The 13,326-nt window shown below is 61.5% G+C and carries 12 protein-coding genes; 8 read left to right on the plus strand and 4 right to left on the minus strand.

The window, feature by feature from the left end; translation table 11 throughout:
- Positions 1 to 168: 168 nt before the first annotated feature.
- Together hglS and AO065_RS05250 are read right to left on the minus strand one after the other, a co-directional pair.
- The gene (gene hglS, locus AO065_RS05245; protein WP_004880633.1) at positions 169 to 1,551 is read right to left on the minus strand and encodes a 2-oxoadipate dioxygenase/decarboxylase HglS; all 1,383 of its coding nucleotides are present in this window, start codon (positions 1,549 to 1,551) and stop codon (positions 169 to 171) included.
- 45 nt (positions 1,552 to 1,596) lie between these two features.
- Positions 1,597 to 2,844: a 2-aminoadipate transaminase gene (locus tag AO065_RS05250; protein WP_004880635.1), complete on the minus strand. Its 1,248-nt coding sequence runs from the start codon at positions 2,842 to 2,844 to the stop codon at positions 1,597 to 1,599.
- Positions 2,845 to 3,091: 247 nt separating this feature from the next.
- Between AO065_RS05250 and amaB the strand changes: the two genes are divergently transcribed.
- Together amaB and amaA are read left to right on the plus strand one after the other, a co-directional pair.
- A complete protein-coding gene (gene amaB, locus AO065_RS05255; RefSeq protein ID WP_004880637.1) occupies positions 3,092 to 4,582 on the plus strand; it encodes an L-piperidine-6-carboxylate dehydrogenase in 1,491 nt (496 codons plus the stop codon).
- A 24-nt stretch (positions 4,583 to 4,606) separates the two neighbouring features.
- Positions 4,607 to 5,893: an L-pipecolate oxidase gene (amaA, locus tag AO065_RS05260; protein WP_004880639.1), complete on the plus strand. Its 1,287-nt coding sequence runs from the start codon at positions 4,607 to 4,609 to the stop codon at positions 5,891 to 5,893.
- Positions 5,894 to 5,902: 9 nt separating this feature from the next.
- Here amaA and AO065_RS05265 read toward each other — a convergent pair whose 3' ends face one another.
- The gene (locus tag AO065_RS05265) at positions 5,903 to 7,276 is read right to left on the minus strand and encodes a sensor histidine kinase (protein WP_004880640.1); all 1,374 of its coding nucleotides are present in this window, start codon (positions 7,274 to 7,276) and stop codon (positions 5,903 to 5,905) included.
- A complete protein-coding gene (locus tag AO065_RS05270; protein ID WP_004880643.1) occupies positions 7,273 to 7,935 on the minus strand; it encodes a response regulator in 663 nt (220 codons plus the stop codon). Before AO065_RS05270 ends, AO065_RS05265 begins: the two co-directional genes overlap by 4 nt.
- Positions 7,936 to 8,105: 170 nt before the next feature.
- Between AO065_RS05270 and AO065_RS05275 the strand changes: the two genes are divergently transcribed.
- The 6 genes from AO065_RS05275 (at position 8,106) to AO065_RS05300 (ending at position 13,316) form a co-directional block, all read left to right on the plus strand.
- Positions 8,106 to 8,372 carry a PepSY domain-containing protein gene (locus AO065_RS05275; RefSeq protein ID WP_004880644.1) on the plus strand — a complete coding sequence of 89 codons (267 nt, stop codon included), beginning with the start codon at positions 8,106 to 8,108 and terminating at the stop codon, positions 8,370 to 8,372.
- Entirely contained in the window at positions 8,372 to 8,917 is a 546-nt protein-coding gene (locus AO065_RS05280; protein ID WP_004880645.1) for a cytochrome b/b6 domain-containing protein, read from the plus strand. The genes AO065_RS05275 and AO065_RS05280 overlap by 1 nt, the downstream gene beginning before the upstream one ends.
- Before the next feature lie 65 nt (positions 8,918 to 8,982).
- Positions 8,983 to 10,281, plus strand: a complete 1,299-nt coding sequence (locus AO065_RS05285; RefSeq protein WP_004880647.1) for a sialidase family protein — start codon at positions 8,983 to 8,985, stop codon at positions 10,279 to 10,281.
- Entirely contained in the window at positions 10,278 to 10,898 is a 621-nt protein-coding gene (locus tag AO065_RS05290) for a hypothetical protein (RefSeq protein ID WP_004880650.1), read from the plus strand. The genes AO065_RS05285 and AO065_RS05290 overlap by 4 nt, the downstream gene beginning before the upstream one ends.
- A gap of 10 nt (positions 10,899 to 10,908) precedes the next feature.
- Positions 10,909 to 12,942, plus strand: a complete 2,034-nt coding sequence (locus tag AO065_RS05295; RefSeq protein ID WP_004880652.1) for an LTA synthase family protein — start codon at positions 10,909 to 10,911, stop codon at positions 12,940 to 12,942.
- Between the two features lie 107 nt (positions 12,943 to 13,049).
- The gene (locus tag AO065_RS05300) at positions 13,050 to 13,316 is read left to right on the plus strand and encodes a metal/formaldehyde-sensitive transcriptional repressor (RefSeq protein WP_004880654.1); all 267 of its coding nucleotides are present in this window, start codon (positions 13,050 to 13,052) and stop codon (positions 13,314 to 13,316) included.
- Positions 13,317 to 13,326 lie beyond the last annotated feature (10 nt).

Consider the following 13,326-nt stretch of genomic DNA (forward strand, 5'->3'; position numbering starts at 1 on the left):
AGTGACCTGAGCCGGGCGCTCGGCTCATTGAATCCACAGTCTGTGCCATTTGTGACGCGGAGCGTCACGGGAGGCATGCCCACGCAGAGCGATGGGCACNCGTAATGCTCGTTCCCACGCTCTGCGTGGTAACGCCTCTCAGGACGCTCCGCGTCCGCTTTTGGCGGTCTAAAGCCCCAGCGCCTTCTTGCATTCTTCCAGCGACCTGCGCTCGGTCTCGGCATACAGCTTCAATTCATCGAGCGTCTGACGCCCCAGTGCCTGCTGGTAATCTTCCTGATTCGAACTGATCGCATAATGCGCTTGCGCGTTATCGCCCAGATTGGACTGGAAGATACCCGCCGCGCTGACCGGCAGAAAATCCTCGTACACCAGTGGCTCGAAGCGCACATGACCTTCCTGAATCAGTTGCTCAAGGTCCGCACCTGAATCGACACGTGCAGCAAGGCCCTGCTCGGTCGGGAAGTAACGAAAGTAAGCCAGCCCTTCGGCACGCATTTCGCTGTAGCTGTCCGGGAACGCTTCAAAAGCTTTTTCCATCAGCGCCGAATAGCGCAGGGCATTGGCTTCGTTGGGAAACTCGCCCAGCTCATCGCGTGCCGCGTTCAGCAACCGGTCGTACAGTGCGCGACCCTTGGGTGTCAGTGCCGCGCCGCGCTGTTCGATTTCGCCGAAGCGTGCCGAATGGCTGCCGGACGCCTGAGTGCCTTGACCGACAAAGGTGATCGGCTCTTCCAGTGCCTTGAAACTGGTCTGACGCAGCAGGATCGGGCAGCGGCGGCGGGGCGAGCCTTCGACCACGGCCTTGGGCGTGATGCCTTTGCCGGGCATGCCTGCCTGCACTGCGTCGATGTCCAGCGTGCGCGGCGTGAGGTGGTTGATGTGCGGACCCCGGAACGCCACCACATCAGCGATCAGGCGATGCTGCGCATTGAGCTGTTGATACTCTTCCAGTGAAACCGTGGCCGTGTTGTGCCAGCGAAAGGTTTCCAGTGCCTGCTGAATGAATTCGGCTGCGTCCGCTTCGTCCAGACCGCCGTTCTGCTCGTGCTTCTGTATGAGTTCGAGCGCCTTCGCCGTGAATATTTGGCGTCTGGCAAGCACCTGACAGGCGAACTCACGCAGGCTGTCGCTCTCGATCAACTCCAGACGCAGCAGCGAGGTAAACACGCGAAACGGGCTGACCTGCAACGCGCTTTCATGCACGGCGCGAAAGGCTGTGGAATGGACCGGCACGCCCGCAGGCGTCAGGTCGTAATAACCCACCGGTTCCATCCCCATCACTGCGAACAGACGGGCGAGGGTAGCCAGTTCCAGCGCAGTACCGACCCGGATCGCGCCGTGGCGCTCCATGTCCAGACGCTGGATTTCGCCTGTCTGCCTCAGGCTGTCCAGCACGCGGTGATCATGGCTTATGACCCGGTCGTTGACCTCGCTCACCAGCGCCATCAACGTGCCGTACAGCGGGACTTCTTCCTGGTACATCTGCGACATGGCGCGGGAAAAGCCAGCGCGGATGTCGTCAGGGTTGGCAAAGCGTGCGGTGCTCATCAGGGTTCTCTCTCCGTGCTCTTCCCGGTTTTATCGGTCATCAAGTCAGGCCAGCGCCGCCAGGCAGCACTCGAAAATATCCAGCCCTTCGTTCAACACCTCAGGCTCGATAGTCAGTGGAATCAACAGCCGAATGATGTGCCGCGCCTTGCCGCTGGGCATCAAGAGTAGCCCGGCTTCTCTGGCCGAGGTCAGCAGTTCGGCGAGTTGTCGGGTGGCCGGAGCGCCGTCTGGTGTCATCAGCTCGATGCCACGCATGCAGCCCACACCGGTCAGTCTGCCCAGATACGGCGACAGACTGTTCGCCTGCCAAGCGTTGTAGCGCGACACAATCGCGTTTTCCTGCTGCTCGCCCCAGGTCGACAGGTTCTCATCGGTCATCTGCGCCAGCGACGCCAGGCCCGCTGCGCAGCCAATCGGATTGCCGGAATAAGTGCCGCCCAGCCCGCCCTTGGGCAGATTGTCGAGCAGCGTCTTGCGCCCGACCACGGCGCCCAGCGGAATACCACCGGCGATGCTTTTGCCCAGCAGAATCAGGTCCGGTTCGATGCCCAGACGACTGAAGGCAAAGCGCTGCCCGGTGCGGCCGAAACCTGACTGGATTTCATCGGCGATCAGCACGATGCCTTTTTCGGTACAGAAGGCGCGCAATGCCTGAGCGAAGTCCGGCTCCATGGCTAGAAAGCCACCTTCACCCTGCACTGGTTCGAACATGAAACACGCCACGTCGTTGACGTCGATCTCGACGCTGAACAGGCGGTCCATGGCTTTGAGCGCCTGTTCGGTGGTGACGCCGTTGTCCTTGCTGGGAAACGGGATATGAAACACCGGCCCCGGCAACACACCGACTTTCTGTTTGTAGGGCGCGACCTTGCCATTGAGGTTCAGCGTGGCGAGTGTGCGGCCATGAAAGCCGCCGTCGAAAGCGATCACGGCCGTGCGGCCTGTCGCGCCGCGGACGATTTTCAACGCGTTTTCGGCCGCTTCCGCGCCACTGTTGGTGAGCATGCCGCTCAACGGATAACTCACCGGAACGAACTGCGTGAGTTGTTCCATGAACCGGAGGTAAGGCTCGTGCGGCGTGGCGTTGAAGCAATAGTGGGTCAGTTTTGTCGCCTGTTCCTGAATCGCCTTGACCACCTGCGGGTTGCAGTGCCCCAGGTTGAGTACGCCGATACCGCCGACGAAGTCGATGTAGCGCTTGCCGGTGGTGTCCCAGACTTCCGCGTTGCGGCCGTGGGACAGCGTCATGCTGTGGACAAAGGAAATGGATTCGCTGATGTGTTCGCTCATGGACAGGCTCTGCGACGATGGCGTGATGGTCTATCCAAACGCACAAGGCGTATGTGCCACAAACGAAATAAAATCACCGGGTCATTCCAATAATTCAGGAAGTTGACGCTTTTAATGTCTGGATCAGGCAGTAGTTCATTCCTGAAAGGAATCATATCGTTCGAAAACGTCGTTTGTGAGCAGCCCTTGAAGAGGTCGATACTGGGTCATCAGTGATTTCAACCCTTGTCATGACAGGAGAATCAGCATGGTTGCCGAGTTGTTAGCCAATCTGGGCGTGGCGAAAAGTGCCTACACCGACGGAAACTATCCCGTTCACACCCCTATCGATGGCAGTCAGATCGCTTCAGTCACGCTGGAAGGCAGCGCTCAGGTTCAGGCGCGGATCGACACTGCGCACGACGCCTTTCTGAAATGGCGCACTGTGCCGGCCCCACGCCGTGGTGAGCTGGTGCGGATCTTCGGCGAAGTGTTGCGCGAGCACAAAGCCCAACTGGGCGAGCTGGTATCGGTCGAGGCGGGCAAGATCACCCAGGAAGGTCTGGGTGAAGTGCAGGAAATGATCGACATCTGCGACTTCGCCGTCGGCCTGTCGCGCCAGTTGTATGGCCTGACCATCGCTTCCGAGCGTCCCGGTCACCACATGCGTGAAACCTGGCATCCGCTGGGCGTGGTCGGCGTGATCAGCGCGTTCAACTTCCCGGTTGCCGTCTGGGCCTGGAATACCACGCTGGCGCTGGTCTGCGGCAACCCGGTGATCTGGAAACCATCGGAGAAAACACCGTTGACCGCGATGGCCTGTCAGGCGCTGTTCGACAAGGCGCTGAAGATTTTTGGTGATGCGCCGCAAGGTCTTGCGCAACTGGTGATCGGTGATCGCGACGCGGGCGAAGCCTTGGTGGACGACCCGCGTGTGCCGTTGATCAGCGCCACCGGCAGCACCCGCATGGGCCGTGAAGTGGGTCCGCGTGTCGCGGCACGTTTCGGCCGCAGCATTCTGGAACTGGGCGGCAACAACGCCATGATCCTGGCCCCGAGTGCCGATCTGGATCTGGCTGTGCGCGGCATTCTGTTCAGCGCCGTGGGCACCGCCGGGCAGCGCTGCACCACCTTGCGCCGCCTGATCGTGCATCGCTCAATCAAGGACCAGGTGGTTGCGCGGGTCAAGGCCGCCTACGCCAAGGTGCGCGTCGGCGATCCACGCGAAGGCAATCTGATCGGTCCGCTGATCGACAAACAGGCATTCTCGGCCATGCAGGATGCGCTGACCAAGGCGCGTGACGAGGGCGGCCAGGTATTTGGCGGCGAGCGTCAACTGCAGGACAAATACCCGAACGGTTATTACGTCACCCCGGCCATCGCAGAAATGCCCGGCCAGAGTGACGTTGTGCGCCATGAAACCTTCGCGCCGATTCTCTACGTGATGGCCTACGACGATTTTGAAGAAGCGCTGCGTCTGAACAACGAAGTGCCACAAGGCCTGTCGTCGTGCATTTTCACCACCGACCTGCGTGAAGCCGAAGCTTTCCAGAGTGCGGCAGGCAGCGACTGCGGAATCGCCAACGTCAACATCGGCACCAGCGGTGCGGAAATCGGCGGGGCGTTCGGCGGAGAGAAGGAAACCGGTGGCGGTCGTGAATCGGGCTCCGATTCGTGGCGCGCCTACATGCGCAGGCAAACCAACACCGTCAACTACTCCCGCGAGCTGCCGTTGGCTCAGGGCATCGTCTTTGATTGATTCGGGCATGGCTGGAGTTGTTCGATGGCGCACTTGCGTGAAGGGTGTCTTTGGGAACAGGTGACGCCGCAGCGTCCGGTCAGCCCCGCGCTGTTCGGCGAGTGCAGCGCGGATGTGTGCATCATCGGTGCGGGGTTCACCGGACTCTCGGCTGCCCTGCAGTTGCTGGAGGGCGGCAAGTCGGTGTGCGTGGTCGAAGCCCATCAGGTCGGTCACGGCGGGTCCGGGCGTAACGTCGGTCTGGTGAATGCCGGGACCTGGGTTGCGCCCGACGAGCTGGAAAAGACGCTGGGCGCGGTCGAGGCCACGCGGCTCAACACTGCGCTGGGTGCGGCGCCTGCGCTGGTGTTCGCGACCATCGATAAGTACAACATCGATTGCCAGGACACCCGCACCGGCAACCTGCACATGGCTCATAACGCCAAAGGTCTTGCCGATTTGCGCAGTCGCGCCGAGCAGTGGCAGCGCCGGGGTGCCCATGTCGAGTTGCTGACCGGCAAGCCCTGCGAAGACGCCTGCGGTACGGACAAGGCCGCCGGAGCGCTGCTTGACCATCGTGCGGGCACCGTCAACCCGATGGCTTATGTCTCGGGCATGGCGCTCAACGTGGTGGCGCAGGGCGGGCAGTTGTTTGGCAGCTCGTCAGTCACCGGTCTGCAACGCACCTCCGATGGCTGGAAGGTATCGACCGCCGCCGGAAGCGTGCGCGCAGAAAAAGTGATCATCGCGTCCAATGCGTACACCGAAGGCGAGTGGACCGACATCAAGGATCACATCTTCGCCGGCTATTACTATCAGGTCGCCTCGCAGCCACTCTCCGGCGCCGAACAGGCCGAGGTTCTGCGCGGCGGACAGGGTTCGTGGGACACGCGCACTGTGCTCAGCAGCATCCGACGCGATGCGCAGGGGCGTCTGGTATTGGGCAGTCTGGGCAATGCGGGCAACTATCCGCTGTGGTTCATTCGTCGATGGGCCGACCGCATTCAGCAGCACTACTTTCCCCAGTTGGGCAAGGTCGAGTGGGAAAGTACCTGGACCGGACGTATCGGTTTCACGCCGGACCATCTGCTGCGATTGTTCGAGCCCGCGCCAGGGCTGCTGGCTGCGACGGGTTTCAACGGGCGCGGCGTGACCACCGGGACGCTGGTGGGCAAGTGCTTTGCCGACTACCTGCTGACCAACGACGCTCAGGCGCTGCCGGTGAGTTTCTCCAGCAGCGGGAAAGTCTCCGGCAGTTCGATAAGAACCCTGGCATACGACGCGGGATTCACGCTGTACCACGCAGGCCAGTGCCTGCGCGTGGTGCTCTGACGCGGCGTTTCAAGAGGTTCTGCTCTTGAGCCTCAGTTCCGCACACAGCCCGCCTTGCGCCGAGTTGCGCAAGTGCAGGCTGCTTTCCAGCTTGCGCACGATCATGTCGACAATCGCCAGACCCAGACCTGCGCCGTTGCTGTTGCCCTGACTGTAGAACCGTTCGAACAGACGCGCCTTCTGTTGCTCGTCGATGCCGGGACCCGCGTCCTCGACCGACAGGTACGCGCTGCCGTCCTGCTGCGGGTGCAGCGCAACGCGGATTTCGCTGGCGGGCGGTGCGAAGTTCAGCGCGTTGGTCAGCAGATTCTGCAAGGCAATGGTAATGGCCGCCGGGTCGCTGTGGATAACGCAGTCCTCGCCTGCTTCAAACACCAGATCGACCCGTTTTTCCAGGGCCAGCGGCGTCAGCTCGGCCATCTCTTCGCGCACCAGCGTATTCAATTCGAAACGGGTCAACTGGCTGTCGCTCGAACGTGGTTCAAGGCGCGCCATGGTCAGCAATTGACTGGCCAGACGTGCCGCGCGATCAACGCCGTGAACCAGGAAATCCAGCGCTTCGAGCCGCTGCTCCGGGGTTTCGGCCTGACGGGCGTTCTGCGCATGGATGCGCAGGATGGTCAGCGGTGTGCGCAGTTCATGGGCCGCATCGGCGATGAAGCGGCGCTCGCGTTCCAGCACGTTCTCGATCTGGGTCAGCAGGCTGTTGAGCGCGTGCTGCATGGGTTCCAGTTCCTTGGCCAGCGGCGAGACGTCGAGCGGCTCGAGGCTGTCGGCATCCCGTCGGCTGATCAGGCGCGCCATGCTTTGCAACGGGCGCAGCCCCCAGCCGATCGCCAGCCAAATGGCCACGATCAACAGCGGAACGCCAATCAGCGCGGGCCAGAGCGTGTGGCTGACAATCCGCTGGATCAGGTCCTGACGCACATCGTCGCGCTCGCCCACCCAGATCAGAAAACCCTGTTGCGGGTCTGCCAGCAGAAAGCCGCACCACTCGTGGCCATTTTCGATCAGGTCGTGGGAGCCTTCTTCGCTGGGCGGCGCAGCCAGTAACGGCGCTTCGGCCGAACGCACCAGCAGTTCGCCCGAGGTGCGCCACACCTGAAAGGTCAGTCGGGTTTCGTAGGGGTGCGCCACGCCACTGGTGCCGACCCGGCTCATGGCCTGATCGAAGGCCTGATAGAGCTTGTCCAGGTCCTGTTCGCCAGCCGCACGTTGACGCAGCACGCCCTGCAGCAGGCGAGCGCTCTGAGCGAGCTGCGCATCGTAGACCTCTTCGATTTCGTGATGGCTGTCGCGCAGGGCGAGCAGGCTGATGGTCAGATCGCCGAGCAGCAACAGCAGCAGGACCGGAACCAGGATGCGGGCGCGTACCGAGGTCATGCCTTGAGCTCCAGCAGGTAACCGACGCCGCGAACGGTGCGGATCAGTTCGGTGGACAGTTTCTTGCGCAGGTTATGGATCAGCACTTCCAGGGTGTTGCTTTCGACATTGTCCTGCCAGCCATATAACGTATTGGACAGGCGCTCGCGGGTCACGACCTTGCCGGGTCGGATCATCAATTGATGCAGCAACTGATACTCCATCGGCGTCATCGGCACTTCATTGCCCTGGTAGCTGACCTGCTGCGAGGCGGGGTCGAGGCTGATGCCTGCGTGTTCCAGCAGCGGTTGCGCACGTCCCTGGCTGCGGCGCAGCAACGCACGAACGCGGGCCTTCAACTCTTCGACATCGAAGGGCTTGATCAGGTAGTCATCGGCCCCGGCATCCAGTCCGGCGATGCGGTCGGCAGTGCCGTCGCGGGCGGTCATGATCAGCACCGGCAAGGTGATGTCTTCAGCGCGCAACTGGCGCAACAGGTCAAAACCGTCCATGCGCGGCAGACCAAGGTCGAGCAGCAACAGATCGAACGGCTCGCTGCGCAGGGCATGCAGCGCGCTCAGCCCGTCTTCGAGCCAGTCGAGCGTATAGCCCTCGGTGTTCAGGGCAACCCGAATACCCTGGCCGATGGCTCGATCATCCTCGACAAGAAGCAGACGCATAAGGTTTCGACCCGTGATTGTGGGGGGAGAAGGGCGCCATCATGCAGTGAGCGAGTGGTCTCGCGAAGCGCCGGGCGTGCGGGAAGATGTTACCAGCTGTTGCACATTAAGCTTTTCCTAAGACTCGTTTCGCACAGTGAGCGCTCCTTAACTGCCTGTGAGTATTTGCCATGCGTAAAGTCCTGCTGATTCCCCTGTTGTTGGCCAGCCCGTTGGCGCTGGCAGGTCCGCAATGCACCACGGCTGATAAGTCCCAGTGGCAGGACCAGGCCAAATTCCAGGAGCAGCTCAAGGCTCAGGGTTACGAGATCAGCAAGTTCAAGGTCACTGACGGCAACTGCTACGAGATATATGGCTTCGACAAGGACAAGCGCAAGGTCGAGATCTACCACGATCCGGTCACCGGCAAAGCCGTGAAGACCGAGATCAAGGGCTGATGAGTCAGGCGTCCCTGCGCCTCTGGGACCCGGTGGTCAGGCTGTTTCATGTCTCGATCGCGGGTGTCTTCATCGCCAACTACTTCTTCAATGAAGCCGGTGATGACTGGCACGTCTGGCTGGGCTACTACGCGGTGGCCTGGTTGGTGGTGCGAGTGGTGTGGGGATTCGTCGGGCCGGACAGTGCGCGCTGGCGTGATTTCTGGCCGACCCCGGCCCGGCTTCGAGCGCATGTGCACTCGCTGATCAGTCGCCAGCCCGTGCACCGACTCGGCCATTCGCCGCTCGGTGCGCTGGTCATGATTCTGATGATGGCGCTGATCTTAGGCATGGGCCTGACCGGATTCCTGATGCAGGAAGTCGATGCGCTCTGGGGTGCCGACTGGCCGCTGCAGATTCACGAAACGCTGGCCAATACGCTTTGCGCGCTGGTGGTGCTGCACATGGCGGCAGCCCTGTTCGAAAGCTTTCAGGTGCGGGACAACCTGCCGTTGTCGATGCTGACAGGGAAACGACGTCCACTGCCTGAAGATAGGCGTTCCTAAGCCAGCCAACCCTGAACCCAGACCAAACGATTACTTCCTTACCTTCACCACAGTGATACCCCTTCATGCGTGTAATTTCCCGAAACCTGGTCGCATGGAGCGCAGGCCTGATCGTTGTGTCGATCTTTATCAGTGCGTGGCTCAGCCATCCGCTGCACCGGATTTCCGGCTTTGCGGTCAGCACGCCGACCGTAAACACGGAAAGCGTTGCGCCCAAGGCTTCCTACAGCTCGCGCTTCGCCTCGTCCGATCTGGATGACTTCGTGCACTCCTCGGCGGTCACGGCGTTGCCCGGCGGCGACCTGATGTCGGTGTGGTTCGCCGGCTCGCGTGAAGGCGCTGGCGATGTCGAGATCCGTACCTCGCGCTTCGATGCCGCAACCGAGGAATGGGGGAGCGAGCACGTGCTGGCGACCCGCGAATCAACCCAGTCCGGCACCGGAAAATACATCCGCAAGCTGGGCAATCCGGTGATTGCGCTGGCCCCCGACAAGCGCCTCTGGCTGTTCTACGTGTCGGTATCAGTAGGCGGCTGGGCGGGCAGTACGGTCAATGCGATGGTCTCCAGCGACATGGGTGCCAGCTGGTCGCCGCCGCGTCAATTGGTGACCTCGCCTTTTCTGAATATCAGCACCCTGGTGCGCGCTGCGCCTGTGTTCCACGCCGACGGCTCGATCGGTCTGCCGGTGTACCACGAGTTTCTCGGCAAGTTTGCCGAGTACCTGTACCTGAGCCCGGACGGCGATGTGATCGACAAGTTTCGCATCAGCCGTGGCAAGAACTCGTTGCAGCCAACCGTTGTGCCGCTGGACGGGCAGCGCGCTGTGGCGCTGCTGCGTTATGCCGGTGAAACCCATCACCGCGTGCTGGCCAGCCGCACCGAAGACGGCGGGCAGACCTGGAGCGAGCCGCATCCGTTGTCGCCCAGCAATCCCAACTCGTCGCTGGCTGCCGTCGGCGTGCCCGGCAAGGGTTTGCTGGTGGCCTTGAACGACCTGCGGGAAGGGCGTTTCAAACTCAGCCTGTATGGCACCGACGAGCAGATGGACATCTGGCGGCCGGTGATCGATCTGGACAAGTCTCCCGATCCGCTGGGCACGCCGTTCTCGCTGGAAGCCTACAAAGAGGTGATCGGTGAAGGCTTCAGAAGCTCCAGCGGCGCACGTCGCCAGCCGATGGAAGCCGAGTTTCTGAGCAACCTCGACCAGCGCGTCTGCTCGCCGCAGGGCTGCGACTTCGAATACGAGTACCCGTACTTCATCCGCAGTCCCGAGGGCCTGTATCACCTGGTCTACTCGTGGAATAACACCTTCATCAAACATGTCAGCTTCAATGAGGCCTGGCTGGCGGAGCATCTCCTATGATCGCGCTTGGACTGGCTCATCTGGCGTTCGCGTGGACGCTGTTCATTCTGCTCGCACCCCTGACGTCATCGCTGTGGTGGCGGTGCGGTCTGCTGACCGCCACATCGCTGCTCAGCGTGATTTCGGTGAACGGCCTGACCATGGCGGCCTACGCCCGCAGCCTGACCGACGACCTGGCCATCAGCAGTCTGGTCGTGCTGGCCTGGCTGACACTGAACCGTCTGGGCGTCATCAAACCGATGGCCGCCTCGCACCGTCTGGTGGTGTTGCTGGTGTTCGCGGCGATGGCGCTGGCGCTGTATCCGGCCACGCTGGGGCTGACCTATTTCGATCCGTACCGCTGGGGCTACAACCCGAGGACCATGATCGTCATCGTGGCGGTGATTGCGCTGGGGCTGGTCTGCCTGCGCAACGTACTGGGCGTGGTGATGCTGAGCGTCGCCACGCTGGCGTTCACCTTCCGGATCAAGCCGTCGGAAAACTATTGGGACTACCTGATCGACCCGCTGCTGGCGCTGTATTGCTGCGTTGCGCTGGTGTGTCTGGCGGTTCGTTATGTCTATCGCAGGGCCATGGGGTGTAATCGCCCGACTGGCCTGTCTGCCAGTGCTGTCTAGAGGGAAGAGAATGAGTGGGTTGCAATCACGACGCCTGAGCTATTGGCTGGGCGCGATCGGGTTGGTGTTTGTGTTGCTGGCCGTGTTGCGGATGGTGTTCTTCTACGGTTTTTCGGGCGTGGAACCCGGCACACTGTTCACCAGCAGTGACGTGCTGCAGACGCTGGGCATCGGATTTCGCTTCGACCTGCGCCTGGCGCTGCTGTTGATGCTGCCGGTGGCGGTGCTGCTCTGGCTGCCACGCCTGAATCTGATCCGCATGCCCGCGCTGCGCTGGGTGGTGCGGGTCTATCTGGTACTGGCGCTGGCGATTCTGACCATGGTCTACATCGTCGATTTCGGTCACTACGCTTATCTCGGCGTGAGGCTTAACGCCAGTGTGCTGCGCTACCTGGAAGACGCACAGATCTCCCGCGACATGCTCTGGCAGACCTACCCGGTGCTCTGGATTACCTTCGGCTGGCTGCTGGTCGTTGCGCTGATGGGTTGGGCGCTGATCAGGCTTGAGCGGGTGACGCTGGCGCGCGCTGCCAGGCCGATGACGCGCTTATCGATTGCTGCAGTGTCGGCCGTGATGGTGTGTGCAACCTTCCTCGGGCTGTTGGGGCGGGTCGAAAACCTCAATCTGGAAAACCCTGTGCCGCTGCGCTGGAGCGATGCGTTCTTTTCCGGTAACAGTCAGGTGGCGGCGTTGGGGCTCAACCCGGCGCTGTTTCTGTACGACACGTTGAAAGTCGCTCAATCGCGCTATGACGAGAAACAGGTGCGCGAGCATTACGACGTCGTTGCTCGCTACCTGGGTGTGGACAAGCCTGATGTGAGCGTTCCGAACTTTACCCGTCAGCAACCGGTGCAGCCTTATCGCCTGCCGGGTGATCGACCGCCGAACGTGATGTTCGTGATGCTGGAATCGCTGGGCACCAGTGCCGTCGGCGCGTATGGCAATCCGCTGAATCCGACACCGAATCTGGACCATCTCGCGACCCAGAGCTGGTTCTTCAAACACTTTTATGTGCCTGTCACCGGCACGGCGAAAACAGTCTGGGCGAGCATTACCGGCGTTCCCGACGTCACCCGCCAGGAGACCGCCACGCGCCATCCGCTGATCACGCGGCAGAAGACGATCATCAACGACTTCAAGGGCTACGAGAAGCTGTACATGATTGGCGGCAACTCCGGCTGGGCCAACATGAACGCGTTGATCCGGCGCAGCATTGATGACGTGCGTCTGTACGATGAGCGCGACTGGAAATCACCTCAGGTGGACGTCTGGGGCATTTCCGATCTGGACCTGTTCAAGGAAAGCGACCGCATCCTGCGCGCCTTGCCCGCTGACAAACCGTTCTTCGCCTACGTGCAGACGGCGGGCAATCATCGGCCGTTCACCATTCCGAAAGACAACGACGGCTTCAAGGTCAGTGACAAGACCCTGGAGCAGGTTCAGGCCGCCGGCTCACGCAGCGTCGAGCAGTACAACGCGGTACGCCTGCTGGACTTCAACATTGGTCGGCTGATGGAGCTGGCCAAGGCCGGTGGTTATTACGAAAACACCATCTTCGTGCTGTTTGGCGATCACAACACCCGCATCAGTCAGATCCCGCACATGGCGCCTGCTTTCGAGCAACTGGGGCTGGAGAGCAATAACGTGCCGATGCTGATCCACGCGCCGGGCCTGCTCGGCACGCGGGTGATCAACGAAGCGGTGGGCCTTGCCGATCTGCTGCCGACACTTGCGGGCATGGCCGGGATGCCGTTCAGCAACGGCGCGATGGGGCGCGACATTCAACAGCCTGCACCGGAAGGCGAGCGGGTCGTGCCGCTGGTGCTGCGCGAAGGGACGTTCCCGTTGATCGGCGGTGTGACGCAGCATTACCTGCTGCAGATGGAACACGACGGCAGTTCCCCGACCCTTCACGACCTGGCGTCGCCTACGCCGCTGGACAACGTTGCCGAGCAGCACCCTGAAGAGTTCGAGCGTCTACGCGACCTGACCCGCGGGTTGCACGAGACCGCGCGGATGATGCTGTACCAGAACGTGCGTTGATCCTTGTTACGCCAGCCTTGTTCATTTGCAGGCTGGCGTTTGCCTCTCGCGTCCAATGCGCCTAACATTCTCGCTTATATAGGTAGGGGGGGTATGGTATGGCGCACATGATCGACGACAAAGCAGATCTGCTCAAACGTGTTCGGCGTATTGCCGGACAGGTGCAGGCCATCGAGCGCCATCTGGAAGGCGATGCCGATTGCGGCAAGACGTTGCACCTGGTGGCAGCCACCCGTGGTGCTCTCAACGGTTTGCTGGACCAGATCATCGAAGCCCATGCCCGCGAGCATGTGGCGCATCCCGATTTGAGTGACGAGGCACGGGCGCAAGGCCTGGAAGAATTGCTTGAAGCCATCCGTCGTTATTCCAAATGACATCCGTCGT

Origin of the sequence: Pseudomonas viridiflava, assembly GCF_001642795.1 — a bacterium.
GTDB classification, from domain to species: domain Bacteria; phylum Pseudomonadota; class Gammaproteobacteria; order Pseudomonadales; family Pseudomonadaceae; genus Aquipseudomonas; species Aquipseudomonas viridiflava.